This is a genomic window from Flavobacterium pokkalii, from assembly GCF_014596575.1.
Lineage (GTDB): Bacteria > Bacteroidota > Bacteroidia > Flavobacteriales > Flavobacteriaceae > Flavobacterium > Flavobacterium pokkalii.
On the sequence record NZ_NASZ01000001.1, the window covers coordinates 258,872 to 276,516 of the forward strand.

At 35.0% G+C, this 17,645-nt stretch carries 17 protein-coding genes and 1 tRNA gene; 7 read left to right on the plus strand and 11 right to left on the minus strand.

The genetic code is table 11. The features are described 5' to 3' along the window. Nucleotides 1-35: 35 nt before the first annotated feature. Nucleotides 36-109: transfer RNA gene (locus B6A10_RS01135), tRNA-Asn, on the plus strand. A gap of 36 nt (nt 110-145) precedes the next feature. On the opposite strand, the gene B6A10_RS01140 is transcribed toward B6A10_RS01135, so the two are convergent. Beyond that, entirely contained in the window at nt 146-883 is a 738-nt protein-coding gene (locus tag B6A10_RS01140; protein WP_188219380.1) for a DUF3298 and DUF4163 domain-containing protein, read from the minus strand. A gap of 123 nt (nt 884-1,006) precedes the next feature. Beyond that, complete coding sequence (locus tag B6A10_RS01145; protein WP_188219381.1) at nt 1,007-1,819, minus strand: THC0290_0291 family protein; 813 nt, start codon at nt 1,817-1,819, stop codon at nt 1,007-1,009. Nucleotides 1,820-2,068: 249 nt separating this feature from the next. Between B6A10_RS01145 and gdhA the strand changes: the two genes are divergently transcribed. Both gdhA and recO read left to right on the plus strand, forming a co-directional pair. Then, nucleotides 2,069-3,412 carry an NADP-specific glutamate dehydrogenase gene (gene gdhA, locus B6A10_RS01150; RefSeq protein WP_188219382.1) on the plus strand — a complete coding sequence of 448 codons (1,344 nt, stop codon included), beginning with the start codon at nt 2,069-2,071 and terminating at the stop codon, nt 3,410-3,412. Nucleotides 3,413-3,526: 114 nt separating this feature from the next. Beyond that, entirely contained in the window at nt 3,527-4,240 is a 714-nt protein-coding gene (recO, locus tag B6A10_RS01155; RefSeq protein WP_188219383.1) for a DNA repair protein RecO, read from the plus strand. A 1-nt stretch (nt 4,241) separates the two neighbouring features. Here recO and B6A10_RS01160 read toward each other — a convergent pair whose 3' ends face one another. The 8 genes from B6A10_RS01160 to B6A10_RS01195 all read right to left on the minus strand — a co-directional run bounded on the left by B6A10_RS01160 (nt 4,242) and on the right by B6A10_RS01195 (nt 10,662). Next, entirely contained in the window at nt 4,242-4,982 is a 741-nt protein-coding gene (locus tag B6A10_RS01160; protein ID WP_188219384.1) for a hypothetical protein, read from the minus strand. A gap of 11 nt (nt 4,983-4,993) precedes the next feature. Further along, on the minus strand, nt 4,994-5,842 hold the full coding sequence (locus tag B6A10_RS01165) for an SDR family NAD(P)-dependent oxidoreductase (protein ID WP_188219385.1): 849 nt from the start codon (nt 5,840-5,842) through the stop codon (nt 4,994-4,996). Then, on the minus strand, nt 5,832-6,827 hold the full coding sequence (locus B6A10_RS01170; protein WP_188219386.1) for an NAD-dependent epimerase/dehydratase family protein: 996 nt from the start codon (nt 6,825-6,827) through the stop codon (nt 5,832-5,834). Before B6A10_RS01170 ends, B6A10_RS01165 begins: the two co-directional genes overlap by 11 nt. Further along, nucleotides 6,784-7,509 carry a CPBP family intramembrane glutamic endopeptidase gene (locus B6A10_RS01175; RefSeq protein ID WP_188219387.1) on the minus strand — a complete coding sequence of 242 codons (726 nt, stop codon included), beginning with the start codon at nt 7,507-7,509 and terminating at the stop codon, nt 6,784-6,786. Before B6A10_RS01175 ends, B6A10_RS01170 begins: the two co-directional genes overlap by 44 nt. A gap of 5 nt (nt 7,510-7,514) precedes the next feature. Next, on the minus strand, nt 7,515-8,171 hold the full coding sequence (locus tag B6A10_RS01180) for a DUF6134 family protein (protein ID WP_188219388.1): 657 nt from the start codon (nt 8,169-8,171) through the stop codon (nt 7,515-7,517). Between the two features lie 51 nt (nt 8,172-8,222). Beyond that, nucleotides 8,223-8,573, minus strand: a complete 351-nt coding sequence (locus B6A10_RS01185) for a hypothetical protein (protein ID WP_188219389.1) — start codon at nt 8,571-8,573, stop codon at nt 8,223-8,225. 115 nt (nt 8,574-8,688) lie between these two features. Next, nucleotides 8,689-9,792 carry a helix-turn-helix domain-containing protein gene (locus B6A10_RS01190; protein ID WP_188219390.1) on the minus strand — a complete coding sequence of 368 codons (1,104 nt, stop codon included), beginning with the start codon at nt 9,790-9,792 and terminating at the stop codon, nt 8,689-8,691. 42 nt (nt 9,793-9,834) lie between these two features. After that, nucleotides 9,835-10,662: a hypothetical protein gene (locus tag B6A10_RS01195; protein ID WP_188219391.1), complete on the minus strand. Its 828-nt coding sequence runs from the start codon at nt 10,660-10,662 to the stop codon at nt 9,835-9,837. A gap of 485 nt (nt 10,663-11,147) precedes the next feature. On the opposite strand from B6A10_RS01195, the gene B6A10_RS01200 reads away from it, so the two are divergent. The 4 genes from B6A10_RS01200 (at nt 11,148) to B6A10_RS01215 (ending at nt 16,896) form a co-directional block, all read left to right on the plus strand. Continuing rightward, nucleotides 11,148-12,101 carry a Fic family protein gene (locus B6A10_RS01200; protein WP_188219392.1) on the plus strand — a complete coding sequence of 318 codons (954 nt, stop codon included), beginning with the start codon at nt 11,148-11,150 and terminating at the stop codon, nt 12,099-12,101. A 289-nt stretch (nt 12,102-12,390) separates the two neighbouring features. After that, nucleotides 12,391-15,792 (plus strand): isoleucine--tRNA ligase, encoded by a 3,402-nt coding sequence (gene ileS / locus B6A10_RS01205; RefSeq protein ID WP_188219393.1) that lies wholly within the window; start codon nt 12,391-12,393, stop codon nt 15,790-15,792. Nucleotides 15,793-15,800: 8 nt separating this feature from the next. Then, complete coding sequence (locus B6A10_RS01210) at nt 15,801-16,181, plus strand: TraR/DksA family transcriptional regulator (RefSeq protein WP_026714825.1); 381 nt, start codon at nt 15,801-15,803, stop codon at nt 16,179-16,181. 115 nt (nt 16,182-16,296) lie between these two features. After that, complete coding sequence (locus tag B6A10_RS01215; RefSeq protein WP_188219394.1) at nt 16,297-16,896, plus strand: lipoprotein signal peptidase; 600 nt, start codon at nt 16,297-16,299, stop codon at nt 16,894-16,896. 55 nt (nt 16,897-16,951) lie between these two features. Here B6A10_RS01215 and B6A10_RS01220 read toward each other — a convergent pair whose 3' ends face one another. Continuing rightward, on the minus strand, nt 16,952-17,524 hold the full coding sequence (locus B6A10_RS01220) for a 5-formyltetrahydrofolate cyclo-ligase (RefSeq protein WP_188219395.1): 573 nt from the start codon (nt 17,522-17,524) through the stop codon (nt 16,952-16,954). Nucleotides 17,525-17,645 lie beyond the last annotated feature (121 nt).

Below are 17,645 nucleotides of genomic sequence, written 5' to 3' on the forward strand. Positions count from 1 at the left end.
CGGAAACGTTATTAAGTACATTAAAATATACAGTTTCCTCCTTAGCTCAGTTGGTTAGAGCATCTGACTGTTAATCAGAGGGTCCTTGGTTCGAGCCCAAGAGGGGGAGCTTTTTTTAGAAGCCTTTACAGCAATGTAGAGGCTTTTATTTTTTAATTAAGTAGTCATTGGCTTCTTCGTATGGAATTAATAATTCTCTTGATCCGTCTACATAAGGTGCAATTTCATAAGGATTGTAATGCAGGAGAATTCCTTTTTGGGTAAAGAAAATATTTTGTGCAACATGAAAAATATCATCTTCAAAAAGCATTCCGGTGCTGTTGATGGGTTGGTCTTTCGGGATTTGGAACTTTTCTCTGAATTTGGCTTCTGCAAAAACCTGAAATAAATTCCAGTTTTTAAACAAAGTTTCGTTAGGAATTTGTTTGCCGGTTTCGGGGTCAAAAAGTAAAGAGCGTAATCCGGCATAGCCGTGGGCGCCACCGGTAAAAGTGTAATGATTGATTTCGATGTTGATGAGGTTCTCGGAACGGTATTTTACTTTTCCTTCTATATTAGCTTCCCAGCCAAAATGATCTCTGGGAAAATCTTTTTTTATTTTTTCATAAGCCTGGATGAATGAAGTAGCCAGTTGCTCGTAATTGGTAGCGATATTGGGCTTGTCCCCAAAATCAATAATCGATTTTACGGTTTCAAAAACGGTTTTGTTAATACTGTCAGCAATAATTCCGGAATTGGTGGCAACAGGGATTTTTAATTTGATAGTTGGGCAATTTTCTTTGCAATCCAAAGAGGATGTTTTTTTAAAAGATTGATTTTCAAAATTTAATTCTTTGGAACAGCTAATAAAAAGTAGTAAGAAAACGAGCAGACTGTATTTCATTTTAAAAAAGTTTGAGGAAATTCCTTTTGTTTTGGGTATAAAAAATGCCTTCCTATAAAGAAGAAGTGACTTTAAAGATAGCGGTTTGATTTTAAAAATAAAAATCAGAAAAGGAATTAAGGCTTATTGCAGGTAGTAAATGTAGCCTACGTTTAGCCAAACCAGCCAGTCGTTGGCCTTGTTTTCTTTGTATAAATCCGGGTTGGGTTTTAGGCCGTCCACCCAGTCTGAAAAATAATATTGAAAACGTAAATCAATCATTAAATCGCTTAACGGAGCCAGTTTGTATCGGGTTCCTACACTGGAAACAATAGACCACACTGTGCCGCCTTCAGTCGAAAAACCATACTGACGATTGTCGGTTGGTGTTAGGTATTTTGGATAAGTTGTTAATGATGTTCCTAATGGTCCCATCGTTGAATAGGCTTCGGTGTTGTAATAACTAAATTGACCGCCCAAACTCACAAACGGACCTAAACTTCCTATTCTTGCCGTGAAATCACGAATACTCAACGGGAAATATTCTAACTGCATTCCAATGTTGGTTACAGAGCTGTTTCCTTTCATGGCTCTCAATTGGTCAGCTTCGAGTGAAGTTCTTTCCAGAGAAACCCATTCTCCAAAATGATCGAAATTTGTTTTGTTGTATGATAATTCGCTTCGAAGTTTAAAATGGTCGTTAAAATAAGTCTCGGGATTGTAACAGTCACATTCTGCCGTATAAGAAAAGTTGATGTAATGGATAATTCCAACTCCAATTCCGGTATTGCCGGCATTGGTTTTTAAATCGTGTCTTTCACCGTAATCGGATTGAAAAGCAACCGGACCGGCAATAGCTCCAATTTCGTGCGAAAAACCCAGCTGTGCATTTGTCTTATTGGAAAATCCAAATAAAACTGCTAAAACTAGTAGGCTTATCCATTTATTTTTGAGCATTTTAGTACAATTCAAGATACAACAAAGATATAAAAAAGCTTATTCAACTACTTAAATAATCAGTAAACTAGATGAAATGGATTTTTTTCAGATGAATTGCCTTTTAGTTAAAGTTTTTGTTGTCATTTCTTAATAAGAATAGAATTATTCTTTGGTTTTTAGGTAGTAGTTTTAGGTGAAATTTTTGTATAAAAATGTATATTTGTTAGGAAGCACAAAATGTTTTTTAACGTTAAAAACCTAAATATTATGTCTCAGGCTATTCAAGATTTTATGAATGGGGTTACATTGAGAAATCCCAATGAACCTGAATTTTTACAGGCTGTTTTAGAAGTTGCCGAAACAGTAATTCCTTTTATCGAAAAAAATAAAAAATACCAAAACCAAATGCTCCTGGAGCGAATGGTAGAAGCCGACAGAATTATCATTTTTCGTGTGGCCTGGATTGACGATAAAGGACAAACTCAGGTAAACAGAGGTTTTCGTGTTCAAATGAATTCAGCAATTGGGCCATACAAAGGGGGATTGCGTTTTCATCCTACAGTGAATTTAAGTGTTTTGAAATTCTTGGCTTTTGAGCAAACTTTTAAAAATAGTTTGACCACTTTGCCAATGGGAGGCGGAAAAGGAGGTTCGGATTTTGATCCAAAAGGGAAATCAGATATCGAAGTAATGCGTTTTTGCCAATCGTTTATGACGGAGTTGTGCAAATACGTAGGTGCTTATACGGATGTTCCGGCAGGAGATATGGGAGTAGGAGCCCGCGAAGTAGGTTATTTATTTGGGCAGTACAAAAAAATTCGAAATGAATTTACGGGCGTTTTAACGGGTAAAGGAATGTCTTACGGAGGATCATTAATCAGACCCGAGGCTACCGGTTACGGAGTGGTGTATTTTGCTCAGAGTATGCTGGAAACCCGTGGAATGGATTTGAAAGACAAAATTGTTGCGGTTTCGGGATCCGGAAATGTAGCGCAATATGCGGTAGAAAAAGCGACACAATTAGGAGCTAAAGTGGTTACGATGTCGGATTCTACAGGGTATATTTACGATGCTGACGGAATTGATGCCGAAAAACTGGCGTATATGATGCATTTGAAAAATGAATTGCGTACTAAAATCAGTGAATATGTTGTAAAATACCCGAATGCAAAATTCTACGAAGGCGCTAAATCCTGGGAACAACCTTGTGATATTGCTTTGCCTTGTGCCACTCAAAACGAATTGAACGCCGAAGATGCGCAAACTTTAGTGGCTAACGGTTGTGTTTGTGTTTCTGAAGGCGCTAATATGCCTTCGACTCCTGAGGCAATTGCTGTTTTCCACAAAGCCAGAATATTATTTTCTCCCGGAAAAGCTTCTAATGCCGGCGGAGTAGCCACTTCAGGACTGGAAATGTCCCAAAACTCTTTGCGATTGAGTTGGACGGCCGAGGAAGTAGATAAAAAATTAAAAACAATTATGCTTAATATTCATGCTTCCTGTGTGCAGTATGGTACCGAAGAAGACGGATATATCGATTATGTAAAAGGTGCCAATATTGCCGGATTTGTAAAAGTAGCCGATGCTATGCTTGCTCAGGGGGTCGTTTAGTTTTTTAGTCCTCAGTCCTTAGTCCTTAGTTACTTTTTAGCACTAAGGACTAGGGACTAAATAGCTAAGGACTCTTTTAACTATCTTCGCAATTCATTTTAGTAAAACCAATCCATGCAAATTAAAACCAAAGCAATTGTTATTTCGGCTTTAAAATATCAGGAAAAAAGTCTGATTGTAAAGTGCTTTACGTTGTCGCATGGATTGAAATCGTACTTTGTCAGAGATGCTTTTTCAGGGAGAAAAACGTCGCAAAAAATGGCTTATTTTCAGCCGATGAGTATTCTCGAAATTGAAGCTACTCATAAGAACAAAGGCACTTTGGAACATTTTAAAGAAATTAAAATTGCAGCGCCTTTTCAAAGCATTCATTCGGATATTTTCAAGAGTACGATTGTGTTGTTTCTTTCTGAAATTTTGCATCATTCCATTCATGAAGAAGAGAAGAACGAAACCCTTTTTACTTTTTTAGAAACCGCTTTGCATTGGTTAGACAATCATGACGAAATTGCTAATTTTCATCTGATTCTAATGCTCGAAATGACTAAATATCTCGGTTTTTATCCGGATACTTCCGATAGCGATATGCTTTTTTTTGAAATCAACGAAGGAATTTTTACGCCTTTTGCCGGAGCAAATGCTTTGAGCGAACATGAAACGCATTTGTTTAAAAAACTCCTAACGTTAAAATTAGACAGCAATCAAAAAGTATTTCATGTAATTGAAAGACAATTGCTCTTAAAAATCCTCATTGATTATTATGCGTATCATTTGGATGGTTTCAAAAGACCTAAATCACTAGAGGTTTTAAAAGAGGTTTTTGCCTGATTTATTTTTTTAGATTAGTTGGATCGATATTTATTTTGACACCTAAAGAAATAATATCTTTTTGTTGAGGGAATGAAGAATCCGTAAGATTCAAACTGTAAACATATTGAAGCTGAAGTTTGAAATTTTCTAATCCAGCCCGAATAGTCAGTGCAGGTTCAAACAACCAAAAAGCATTATTCGCTTTTAAATAAGCAACATCATAATTAGTTGCGTTATCATCGCCATTGATGTCTTTGTACTTTAGGTGAACAAGTCTTGAAGAAAGAGAAGTGGAAAAATATTTCCGGCTGTAACTAATACTGGGTTGAATTCCTATACGATTAAATTTGGCCGAAAAATTATCATATCCGCTTTCATCAGTATAATTTTTTAAGTCAAGTTTTCCAAAACAAAGTAATCCATAGGTTTCAAATACAAAATGACGAGCAATTTTGTTGAAATAGCCGGCACCTATTTCCAGCATTCTTCCCGTTGCTTTGTAGTCATCCGAGGAATCACTTAAGTATCCGCCATTGCCATTTTTTACCCAATCGCCATTGAATTGTAAAGCAATGTGATCGCTTATAGCATGGGCGGTTTGGATTTCAAATCCATTGGTATATTCACTTTCGTTGTAAGCCACTCCAAAGTTGGTTTGTCCTTTGGCTTTCATAATTGGGATATTTTGTGAATTAGGAACATAGTATTCAGGGCTGCAACCTAAACTTAGGATAGCAATGAGGAATAATATTGTTTTCATAACAGTTGGTTTTAAGGTTGGGAAGTTTGACTAAGGAGTTGTTGCTCGTGATTTCCGTTTCCAATGTTGTAGGATTGGAACTTATTGACATGACTGTTGGCAATCATTTTAATCATAAAATCAGGAAGTAATTTTTCGATTAACAAAAAAAGTTTGTTCATTAAACCGGGAATTATAATTTCATCCTGATGCAATAAGCCTTTAATGGCAATAACAGCCACTTTGTCCGGATTCATGATGGATTGACGGGCGAGCCAGTGATTAGACTGATTGGTTTTAATAGTTGTTGGGTTGGTGTTCATTCCGCCGGGGCAAATGACACTCACATTGATATTGTCGGATTTTAATTCGGCACGCAGGCTTTTGGAAAAAGAATAGACATAAGATTTGGTAGCGCCATACACTTGTTTTTTCGCCAGATAAAAGAAACAACTCAGGCTGCTTACATTTAAAATATGAGAAGGCTGATTGGTTTTTAGCATTTCTAAAAACAAACTGCTGAGCAATGTGGTTACCATTACGTTTAATTTGACTTGTTTTTGATAAAAATCGATAGTTCCTTCTTTAAAAAACATAGTGCTTCCTAAACCGACATTGTTGATCAGCATATTTACGGAAAGCTTTCTTTGCTCCACTTCTTTGTACAGGGCAACACAATTTTCCTCCACCGAAAGGTCTTTTTCAATAGGAATTACATGGACGTTGTAAGTTTGCATTATAAATTCGGCTAATGGTGTGAGTCCGGAATTGGGTAATGAAACCAGAATTAAGTTCATTTTTCTTTTGGCGCATTCAATGGCTAATGCTTTTCCGAATCCTTCGCTGGAACCGGTTATCAGGGTGTAAAGTTTAGTATTCATGACGTTGATTTTTTAGATGAGGAATAGTTTGTTTCAGGGCTTCTTCAAAAGGAGTGATTTTATATCCTAAAAACTGGATGGCTTTGTTGCTGCTAAAGAGTTTGTTGCAAAAAATTTGTTGGATACTTTCATTGGTAACAAAAGGCTCTTTTTGAGTGGTGTAAAATCGGATCCATTGCATTACAGAAACAATTTTGAGGAAGGTTTTCGGGATTTCGATGATTTTGGTTTTGGCTCCGGAAACATTTTTTACGGTGTTGAAGAAATCTTTATATGAGATATTTTCTCCTCCCAAAATGTAATTTTCACCCGATTTACCTTTGTTTAAAGCAAGAATATGACCTTCAATTACGTCGTCAATAAAACAATAATTGGCTATTAAATGACTGGGTTTTGGAATAAAAGTGAGTTTGCCGTTTAAAAAATTATGAATTACGGTATTCATAGTAATACTTTTTGTTTCGGTGCAACTGTAACCGTAAATTTTTGACGGAGAAACAATTACTGCGTGAAGTCCTTCGGAAGCGTATTTTTTTACCAAATTTTCTGCTTCATATTTAGTACTGTCATAATCGCAGATAAAAGGAGTGGTTCGCGAATGATTTTCGGTTAATGATTTTCCTTCTGACGGGCCAATCACGCTGCAACTACTGGTGAAAAGAAATTTTTGTATGCCAAATTCTAATGATTTTTCTAATAGATTTTTGGTTCCTTCAACATTGATTTTGTAAAATTGAGTCGCATCGGAATCGAATATTTTTACCAAAGCAGCAGTGTGATACACCTGATTACACCCTTGAATTGCATTAGAAATTGATTGTACATCCGTGATGTCGCCTTGAAAAACGTGGATGTTTTTATGCGCAGGAATATTCGGAGATTTTGGATTTCTAACCAATATGTGTATTTCGTTATTTCGTTCGGCAAGGGTAAGTGCTAGTTTATGACCTATTTGTCCCGTAGCCCCTGTTATTAAAATTTTCATGACGTGTTGTTTTTAAATCAATTACATACAATCGGTAAAAATTAATCTCATAAGCTAATGAAAAGCTTATGTGGAGGATGATGGCAGGCCAGACAGCCTGAAACAGTAAATTGAATATGCAAACCATAATTCCAAAAGGAATACAGACCAATAGTTCTTTTTTGCTATTGAATAGATGTAGTAAAACATAGATGGACACATTGGTAATAATGGCTATAGGAATTCCAAATTGATGAGCGGTTTCAAAAAGGAAACTTCCTCTTAACCATAATTCATACGAAAAAAGAAAAAGTGCCCGGCTTATAAAATAAGAACAGAAAAAAAGTGTTGAAAACTGTGTTGCATTTCCTGAGGATTGTTTTCTTTTTTTAAATGTATTTTTACTTTGCTTGAATGCCAGAAACAGAATTAAAATAAAGGTTAAAAGATAAAGTGTAATTATGTTTGCGGTTATTTCTGGATTAAATAAAAGTTGTAAAACATTGTTTTTTAGTGTTATTAAGGCAGTAATTCCGAGTAAAATAGCTTCGAAAATTTGATTGCTTATCAACTGGATTGGTTTGGAAGAGAAATTTCCGTTTTCATCAATGAGTCTTTGACTTCCTTTTTTTATTTGTTTCCAATTGAAAGCAAAAAAGATAATATAGCTGAAAGCATACAAGAATAAGGTCGTAGTTTCCACGGTTTTTAATGTTTGATGATTATTTCGGCTACATAAAATTTATGTTCTACCTTAACTTTAATGCAGATTCCTTCTTTGTAATAATAGCTGTTGCAATAACCATTAGGAAATTTCATTTTGTAACTACCATCTTCCATTTTTATAGGTTTTATGAAACGTTGCTGATTGTCGCAATAAACTTCTTTAATGTATTTAGGTTCCTGAAAAAATAAACTCAGCAGGTTTGTGTCGATCACAGGACAGGAGAGTTTGGTTTTTTTGTTGTTTTCAATGATTTCATATTGATTTTCATTGAGTTTAATTTCTTTATCAATTTTTGTTTTTCCGTTCGTTTTTCTGAATTGTGAGGAATAAATTAGTTTGCCGTTTTCATAAGTGGATGTTTCTTTCGAAAACACTTTAATGGGAAATAAAATATTGGTTTTAATTTCAGAAGTTAACTGAAGATTAGACTTGTTCCCGACCTCATTTTTTTCGAGTTTGAGCCAGCCAATAGTAGTTCCGTTAAACATTATATTGTAATCCAGTTGTTCGCTTTGAGCAAGGGAAATGATGGGTAAAAAAGTGATTAGTTTTATTGAAAGCCGAATTAGAATTTTAGTAACAAAAATTTTTAAGAGAGTTGCTGTTTTAAAAAAAGGCGCAGTTAAATTTGGGGGCATACATTTTTTTAAAATTGAAAAAATGATGAGCGTTAACATGATTGCCGGAATTTAATTTTTCGAAAAGCTGTAATCATTAAAAACAAAATCACTGTTTAAGGTAGTTATGGGGATAATAATAGAAAGGGAAGAAACAGTTATGGCTATAATTTCTTCGAATGTTGTGGTGTTTTGTGTTTTGATTTCTGTTGTAAGAATGTTTTTTTGAATATTGTGATTGAGCACAATAAGGGAGCGGTGATTTACAGATTGTAGTTTGGATTCTTCAAAAAGCGGTATGGGTTTGCTGAAACAATCTTTTTCTGTAAACAAAGCAGTTTCTTTCGAATTGTTGGGGTTGTGACTATGACAACTTTTGAATAAGAAGGAAATTACGGTTAAAGAGGGAGTAGAGGTTTTCATAACTTTGATAGTTTAATTTCTGTATCAAAATTATAACGGGTAAAAAGAAGTGCTATCCCAGATTATGTATTTTGCTGAAATTGGGATAAATAAGGAAATATAGGACTACTTATTCCTACTTTTCTTTGTATTCGGAAGGGGTTAGAGAAGTGAATTTTTTAAAGGCAGAATAAAAAGTTGATTTGGAATTAAATCCGCATTCTAATCCTATCGCCAGAATGGTATAGGTGGAATAGTTAGGATTGTTCAAATATTTTTTTGCTTTTTCAACTCTTAAATAGTTAATGTAATCCGAAAAATTATAACCGCTTTCCTGATTAATCAAATGGGACAATTTGCTGGTGCTGATATTCATTTCGGAAGCTAGTTTTTCCAGGCTGAAATTCGGATCAATGTAACGTTTATTTTTTTCGATATAATTCTTCACGGGTTGGAATTTACTGTCGTTAGAATGATTATTCGCAAGGTTTGATTCTTTGTTTTTTTCTTCGGTTAAGATTGCTTTTCGTAATTCAATACGTTCCGTCATTAACGAATAATTATAAAAGCCCTGATAGCTTATCCAATAGAGTAATGTAGTAGTGCTGAGGCGCAACGGATAATATATCAATACCTGTGGATTTAAGGTTTTGTCCAGATTTAGTAAAATGGCACAAACCCACATGAGAATGATAATGGCTCCCAAAAACATTAAATTTCGCAACCATTTTAAATTGTCAAAAACTAATATTTGCTGGTATAAATCGGTGTATTTAAATAAGACTAACAGTGTTTTTATAAAAAGAAAAATAGAGTAGCAGGCATTGATAATTTCTTCGATCTGTACATATTTTGCAATAAACATATTTTGTCCCAAATGGTAATAATGCGGATACAAGGCCACCCGAATCAGCATTTCGATAGTAAAAATCGAAAAGGAGATATACACATAAGAGGAAATTTTCTTTTCAATTTTCAGGTAATAGGTCAAAAAGACATAAAAAGAAGGTACAATTAAAACATACCACGGAATTTGTAATCTTTTTATAAAGAAAGGCGCATCAATTAGAAAGGTTTCCAAAGAAAAAGCCTGAAGATTATTGAGTATCAAAAAGGCAATAACAAGGTTTAGATAAAGGATGGCTTTATCAGTTTTCTTTTTAAAGCACAGCGTTGAAATGATGAAAATAATTCCAAGCAGTACTCCTGATATCATCACAAAATCAAATACCTGTTTCATCTTTTGAAAGATTTATTAGTGAATTATACTCCTGATTCTAAGCTATATTTTTAATCGATAAGCTGCGCATAATCGGATAAAAGTGCCGTCAATTTTGTTGGTTTCGTTTGTTTTGATATTGTTTTCTATGGTACTCGTTCGGATTTTTCTAAAAAGTCCCCAGCCGGATTCTAAGGTCAGGCAAACAGGTTTTGTCAGGTAATAATCTAAAAACAAAGAAAGCTGGTTGTCGTACAAGGTGATGTATTGATGGTCATTTATTCGGTAGCTGTTCATTGGGGCACGAAAAGTCAGTCCGCCATATAATTTCGAATTCCATTTATGTTCAAATGTCAATCGGCCGGGGAGTAATCCAAAAACAGTATTGGAATCGTTTATTTGCCAATTTACCCCGGCAACGGGAATTACAAACCAGCCAAAGAACTCTTTATTGGCATAAACGCCTAGTCGGATTTTTTTATTGGGATTTTTGGAAAAAGTAGTAAAAAGAATGGTGCCAAACTGGAAACTATTTCCCCTAAATAATTCGGCTCCGTTTGAACTTAGTAAGGCTAACGCTGTAAGGGACCATTTCGAGTTTCCTATTGGCGCAATCACGCCTATTGGTAAACGCAACGACTCTATTGTGGTTGATGACAATTCGGTGTTTTCTAAGGTAATTTGGTGATTGTTATAAGATGGACTTAAAAATAAATAGCTGCCTTTTTTGATGGTAATTGGGAGTTCGCTGCTGATTTCAAAAGTACTGATAACGGAATTGTTGTATAGTTGATTTTGAAAAGCATTAGTGTATTTAAGTTGTAAAGCTTCAACGTAAGACTGTGAATAAAGAGAAATGGTGAACAATATGATTACGAAACATTGCAACATGATTTGAGTTTTATTTGTTATAAAATTCTCTTTTAATCCATTGTCTTTTTAGGGGCAATTTCAAGAAATCGCCTTAAATAACGCATTGTTTTATAGGTTTTTTTGATTATTTGGAGCTTATATCAAATTTAATCATAATAAATTGAATTTTAATATTTTATGTTTAAAACTGGTTTGAAATGTTTGTTGAGTAATTATCTTCTTTTGCTTTTTAGAAACCCGATGGCTCGGACTTGTAGTATATAAGGGAAAAGTTAGCGCAGGCATTTGCCTGTGCCCGTAAAGAGAGTAAAAGAAAGTTTTAACAATTAAAACGGTTACAACTTTCTTGTTTTTAAATTGAAGCGGACACAGGCAAATGCCTGCGCTAACGCATATGGTAAGATATGGAACCCGATGGCTCGGATACACATAGGTGTTAGTAACAATAATTTTGGACGTTTACTGAAAAAACCTATCTTTGATAATATCAAATGATAGCATCAATGAAGCCACCTTACGACATTACTCCGAAAATTCTAAAACTGATAAGCTCAATTTCAGAGAAAATAGGAGAAGTAAACGCTAATTATCTAAGCAAACAATCTCCACAACTTCGAAAACAGAATAGAATAAAAACCATTCATTCTTCGCTACAAATCGAAGGTAATACATTGACAGAAGAACAAATCACGGCTTTGATAGAAAATAAAAGAGTAATTGGTCCTGAAAAAGATGTATTGGAAGTTTTAAATGCCATTAAGGTTTATGAAAAACTGGAAGAATATAAGTTTTCATCTGATAAGAGTTTTTTAAAAGCGCATCTTCAGTTAATGAATGGATTAATTGAAAGTGCCGGAAAATATAGAAAACAAGGTGTTGGAATAGTTAAAGGAACAAATGTAGAACATATTGCTCCGCCTCATGAGAATGTTCCGTATTTAATGAAAGATTTGTTTGAATATTTGAAAGATCCTGATGAATTAACGTTAATAAAAAGTTGTGTATTTCATTACGAAATGGAATTCATTTATCCTTTCCTAGATGGTAACGGAAGAATGGGAAGATTATGGCAAACGCTGATTCTAATGGCTGAATATCCGGTTTTTGAGTTTTTACCATTCGAAACATTAATCAGCAAAACTCAGGATGAATATTATAAATCACTAGCATTAAGTGATAAATCCGGGAAGTCAACAATCTTTATTGAATACATGCTTGGAGTTATTGAAAAATCTTTAGAAAACTTGCTTAATTACAACAACAGGATTCTAAAAGATATTGATCGTTTAGAGTATTTTTTAAAACTCGGAATAAAAGAGTTTAGCAGAAAAGATTATATGAACATATTTAAAGATTTATCGTCTGCCACAGCAAGCAGAGATTTGAAAAAAGGGATGGAAATGGATATGTTTGAAAGTGTTGGTAATCTCAATAAAACGAGATATATAGTGAAATAAACCCGATTGTTTGGATTGAGATCTTTCCTTCGTCAGGATGACAAGTTTGCGGTAAAAACGAGAGTAACAAAGTACTAGTTTTCAGCTGCTCCAGTTGCGCAAAATGTCCTCACTTTGCGCCATTGTTTTTAATAAAATAGTATTCATTAAACCAATTCTTTAGTAAAAAAGCTCAAAATAGCAATAAAAATGACTAAAAAATGTGAAATGAATTCACATTTGGGTGTAACTTTTTCACAAATTTCCTCAAAATTCCTTACTTTCGCACCTCGATTAAGAAAAGGATACAATGAGTACAAAATTTACTGAATACAAAGGACTTGACTTGCCTACAGTAGCGTCGGAAGTTCTGGATTTTTGGAAGCAAGAAAATATATTTGAAAAAAGTGTGAGCACTCGTGAAGGGAATGCTCCTTATGTGTTTTTTGAAGGACCGCCTTCGGCTAATGGATTGCCGGGAATTCACCACGTAATGGCGCGTGCGATTAAAGATATTTTTTGCAGATATAAAACCCAAAAAGGATTTCAGGTAAAGCGTAAAGCAGGTTGGGATACTCATGGATTACCGGTAGAATTAGGTACAGAGAAAGAATTAGGAATTACCAAAGAAGATATTGGAAAAACCATTACGGTAGCCGAATACAACGAGGCTTGTAAAAAAACGGTGATGCGTTACACGGACGTTTGGAATGATTTGACCGAAAAAATGGGTTATTGGGTAGATATGGAAGATCCCTATATTACTTATAAATCCAAATATATGGAGAGTGTTTGGTGGTTGTTGAAACAAATCTACAACAAGGATTTGATGTACAAAGGCTACACGATCCAACCGTATTCTCCAAAAGCAGGAACAGGATTGTCTTCGCATGAGGTAAACCAACCGGGTTCGTATCGTGATGTAACTGATACTACAATTGTAGCACAGTTTAAAGCAAAAAATGAAAGTTTGCCAAGCTTTTTAGAAGGTTTTGGTGACATTCACATTTTAGCTTGGACGACTACTCCTTGGACTTTGCCTTCCAACACTGCTTTGACAGTTGGTCCAAAAATCGATTATGTTTTAGTTAAAACTTTTAATCAATATACTTTTGAGCCAATCAATGTGATTTTGGCTAAAAATTTAGTAGGGAAACAATTTGGTAAAGCGTTTTTTGCTACTGAAGAAGTTGCCGATTTTGAAAATTATAAAGCCGGTGATAAAAAGATTCCGTACCAAATTTTAACAGAAGCAAAAGGTGCTGATTTAGTAGGAATTCGTTACGAGCAATTATTGCCTTGGGCGTTACCATATCAAAATCCGGAAAATGCTTTCAGAGTAATTTCGGGAGATTTCGTAACTACTGAAGACGGTACCGGAATTGTACATACGGCGCCAACTTTTGGTGCTGATGATGCTAAAGTGGCTAAAGAAGCTACGCCAGAAGTACCGCCAATGTTGGTTTTAGACGAAAATGGTACAGCAGTTCCATTAGTAGATTTACAAGGTAAGTTTGTTCAAAGTTTAGGAGATTTTGGTGGAAAATATGTGAAGAACGAATATTACGATGCCGATCAGGCACCGGAACGTTCGGTGGATGTAGAGATTGCGATTCTTTTGAAGGAACAAAATAAAGCGTTCAAAGTTGAAAAATACGTGCACAGTTATCCACATTGTTGGAGAACTGACAAGCCTATTTTATATTATCCATTGGATTCCTGGTTTATCAAAATTACGGAGGTAAGAGACCGAATGTTTGATTTGAACGAATCGATTAACTGGAAACCAAAAGCTACCGGAGAAGGTCGTTTTGGAAACTGGTTGAAAAATGCTAACGACTGGAACTTATCGCGTTCGAGATATTGGGGAATTCCATTACCAATTTGGAGAACCGAAGACAAACAAGAAGAAATCTTAATTGGTTCGGTAGAAGAATTGTACAACGAAATTGAAAAAGCAATTGCTGCCGGAGTTCAAAAGGAAAATCCATTCAAAGGATTTGAAATTGGAAACATGAGCGAGGCTAACTATGATTTAGTTGACTTACATAAAAATGTAGTGGACGGAATCACCTTAGTTTCGGCTTCGGGAAAACCAATGAAACGTGAGTCTGATTTGATTGACGTTTGGTTTGATTCGGGGGCAATGCCTTATGCGCAATGGCATTATCCATTTGAGAACAAAGAGTTAATTGATAACAATAAATCGTTTCCAGCTGATTTTATCGCCGAAGGTGTCGATCAAACCCGTGGATGGTTTTATACTTTGCACGCTATCGGAACATTGGTTTTTGATAATATTGCTTATAAAAATGTGGTTTCAAACGGATTGGTATTGGACAAAAACGGACAAAAAATGTCGAAGCGTTTGGGTAACGCCGTTGATCCATTTGAAACCTTAAAAGAATATGGTCCTGATGCTACGCGCTGGTACATGATTGCCAATGCGAATCCTTGGGATAACTTGAAATTTGATATCGAAGGAGTAGCTGAGGTAAGACGTAAATTCTTTGGAACATTATATAATACTTATTCTTTCTTTAGTTTGTATGCCAATATTGATGGTTTCAAATTTGATGAGGTAGAGGTGCCATTGAACGAAAGACCGGAAATTGACCGTTGGATTTTATCTGAATTGCATACCTTGATTAAATTGGTTGATGAGGCTTATGCCGATTATGAGCCAACCAAAGCAGCTCGTGCGATTTCTGATTTTGTTCAGGAAAACCTGAGTAACTGGTACGTTCGTTTGTGTCGTCGTCGTTTCTGGAAAGGGGATTATGCGCAGGATAAAATTGCGGCTTATCAAACCTTATATACCTGTTTGTTAACCGTAAGTAAACTGAGTGCTCCTATAGCTCCGTTCTTTATGGATAAGCTTTACAGAGACTTAACGCAGGCGACACAAACAGAAAAATTTGATAGTGTACATTTGGCGGAATTTCCAAAATACGTTGAAAACTTTGTTGATAAATCGTTAGAGAGCAAAATGCAGAAAGCACAGACCATTTCATCACTAGTTTTATCACTACGTAAAAAGGAGATGATCAAAGTGCGTCAACCTTTGCAAAAGGTAATGATTCCGGTACTTGACGAGCGTCAGAGAGCCGAAATTGAGGCCGTTTCCGACCTGATAAAAGCAGAAGTAAATGTGAAAGAAATTGAACTTTTGGATGATGCTTCAGGAGTGTTGGTAAAGCAAATTAAACCGAATTTTAAAGCGCTTGGGCCACGTTTCGGAAAAGATATGGGGTTGATTTCCAAAGAGATACAAAACTTTTCTTCTGATCAGATTAATCAACTGGATAAAGAAGGAAGTATAGTTATTGTTATTGCAGGAAAAGACGTAACTTTATCATTAGAGGATGTAGAAATAACATCTCAGGATATTGAAGGTTGGTTGGTTGCAAATTCTAACGGAATTACCGTAGCGCTTGATATCACAATCTCTGAAGAATTGAGAAAAGAAGGAGTTGCAAGGGAGTTGGTAAACAGAATTCAGAATATTCGAAAAGATTCCGGATTCGAAGTAACTGATAAAATTAAAGTGTATTTGCAAAGCAATGCAGTTTTAGAAGCCGCGGTTAATGAGAATAAAGGATACATTCAATCAGAAACCTTGACTGAGGAGTTGGTTTTTGATACACAAATTGAAAATGGCACAGAAATTGAATTTGATGACATAAAAACTAAAATAACAATTACAAAATAATATTGATTATGGTGGAAGAAGTAATAAGATACTCAGATGCCGATTTGGCAGAGTTCAAAGAGATAATCCAAAAGAAAATTGAGAAAGCCCAAGCGGATTTAGATTTGATAAAAAGTGCTTACATGAATGATTTGAATAACGGGACAGATGATACCTCTCCTACATTCAAGGCCTTCGAAGAAGGAAGCGAGACGATGTCTAAAGAAGCTAACTCTCAATTGGCTATCCGTCAGGAAAAATTCATTCGCGATTTAAAGAATGCTTTGTTTCGTGTAGAGAATAAAACTTACGGAATTTGTAAAGTAACTGGAAAATTAATTAGTAAAGAGAGATTGAAAATTGTTCCTCATGCAACAATGAGCATCGAGGCTAAAAATCTACAGAAATAAAATATCGAAATTCCTATCTATAAATTCCAAATGCCAGTAATAATGATAAAATTATTGGAGTTTGGAATTTATTTTTTATAATTTATTCTATTTTTGCGCACTTAAAATTTTTAAAATGTCATTACGAAAAGCGTATCTGCTTATCTTCCTCGTATTACTGGTAGATCAGATTTCTAAAATATATGTAAAAACTAATTTTATATTAGGAGAAGAGGTTGAGGTTTTCAATTGGTTTAAAATTCATTTTATAGAAAATGAAGGGATGGCTTGGGGAACTCAAATTCCGGGAGCTTACGGGAAATTGATTCTTACTTTGTTTCGTTTAGTGGCTGTTGGAGGTATAGGTTACTGGTTGTGGGATTCTATAGAAAGAAAACACAGTAGTAATTATTTAATCGTAGCCATCGCTTTAATTTTGGCAGGTGCATTTGGAAATATTATTGATTCGGTTTTTTACGGAGTGATTTTTGACGATAGTACTTCACAATTAGCAACTTTATTTTCCAATGAGCCTTATGGTGAATATTTTCACGGAAAAGTAGTGGATATGTTTTATTTCCCTTTCTGGCATGGCAATTTACCACAATGGTTACCGCTTTGGGGCGGCAGGGATTTTACTTTCTTTAATGCTATTTTCAATGTTGCCGATGTGGCCATTTCAACCGGAGTTGGAATCTTAATCGTTTTTAATAAAAAAGCTTTTCACAAACATTAATAGTGAAATGATATAAAAGCAAAACCCGATATTTTATAATGTCGGGTTTTTTTTATTAGTTGAATGTATAAATGCTGTTTGGCGTTACACAATAATTCAGTGGCATGTCGGCTTCATGAAGGTCGTCTATTTTTTCTTCGGCTTCAAAAAAGGAAAGTCCTATTTTGATAGTTCCGGATTGGCATTCGCTCAGGAATTTATCGTAAAAACCTTTGCCGTAACCCACGCGGTGTCCTTTTTTGTCAAAAGCTAAAAGCGGTACAAAAACAACTTCTATTTTTTGCGAAGGTACTTCAATGCCATCAACCGGTTCCGGAATATTGTATTCGTTTTTTTTAATTTTAGTGTTATCAGTTAAAAGATAATGGGTCATTTTGCGGGTTTCAAAATCCGATTTTGAAATCAGAATTTCTTTGTCTTTTCCGGAAAGCAGGTGCAATATCAATTCGGTATCCACTTCCTGATGTTCGGCAATGGGTAGAAAAACATGGAAATAATTTTTGTCCCAAATGTCGAGTTTCAACAATTGATTAGCAATGGTTAAACTCATTTCTTCGATGTCGTTTTCCGAAAGTTGTTTGCGTAGTGATTTGTATTTGGAGCGTAATTCTGTTTTAGTGTTTCCCATGTTTGATTTTATGCGTGGAATTAAAAAGTTAAAAGTAGAAATAATTATTTGTAATTCGTAAATTTGATTAGAATTCAAATAAGGGTCTTAAAACAGCTTGTTTTGGGATTTTCTTATCTTT

Coding starts and splice junctions, on each gene's coding strand:
- B6A10_RS01140 (WP_188219380.1), bottom strand. CDS start 883: ATGAAATACAGTCTGCTCGTTTTCTTACTACTTTTTATTAGCTGTTCC.
- B6A10_RS01145 (WP_188219381.1), bottom strand. CDS start 1,819: ATGCTCAAAAATAAATGGATAAGCCTACTAGTTTTAGCAGTTTTATTT.
- gdhA (WP_188219382.1), top strand. CDS start 2,069: ATGTCTCAGGCTATTCAAGATTTTATGAATGGGGTTACATTGAGAAAT.
- recO (WP_188219383.1), top strand. CDS start 3,527: ATGCAAATTAAAACCAAAGCAATTGTTATTTCGGCTTTAAAATATCAG.
- B6A10_RS01160 (WP_188219384.1), bottom strand. CDS start 4,982: ATGAAAACAATATTATTCCTCATTGCTATCCTAAGTTTAGGTTGCAGC.
- B6A10_RS01165 (WP_188219385.1), bottom strand. CDS start 5,842: ATGAATACTAAACTTTACACCCTGATAACCGGTTCCAGCGAAGGATTC.
- B6A10_RS01170 (WP_188219386.1), bottom strand. CDS start 6,827: ATGAAAATTTTAATAACAGGGGCTACGGGACAAATAGGTCATAAACTA.
- B6A10_RS01180 (WP_188219388.1), bottom strand. CDS start 8,171: ATGCCCCCAAATTTAACTGCGCCTTTTTTTAAAACAGCAACTCTCTTA.
- B6A10_RS01185 (WP_188219389.1), bottom strand. CDS start 8,573: ATGAAAACCTCTACTCCCTCTTTAACCGTAATTTCCTTCTTATTCAAA.
- B6A10_RS01190 (WP_188219390.1), bottom strand. CDS start 9,792: ATGAAACAGGTATTTGATTTTGTGATGATATCAGGAGTACTGCTTGGA.
- B6A10_RS01195 (WP_188219391.1), bottom strand. CDS start 10,662: ATGTTGCAATGTTTCGTAATCATATTGTTCACCATTTCTCTTTATTCA.
- B6A10_RS01200 (WP_188219392.1), top strand. CDS start 11,148: ATGAAGCCACCTTACGACATTACTCCGAAAATTCTAAAACTGATAAGC.
- ileS (WP_188219393.1), top strand. CDS start 12,391: ATGAGTACAAAATTTACTGAATACAAAGGACTTGACTTGCCTACAGTA.
- B6A10_RS01210 (WP_026714825.1), top strand. CDS start 15,801: ATGGTGGAAGAAGTAATAAGATACTCAGATGCCGATTTGGCAGAGTTC.
- B6A10_RS01215 (WP_188219394.1), top strand. CDS start 16,297: ATGTCATTACGAAAAGCGTATCTGCTTATCTTCCTCGTATTACTGGTA.
- B6A10_RS01220 (WP_188219395.1), bottom strand. CDS start 17,524: ATGGGAAACACTAAAACAGAATTACGCTCCAAATACAAATCACTACGC.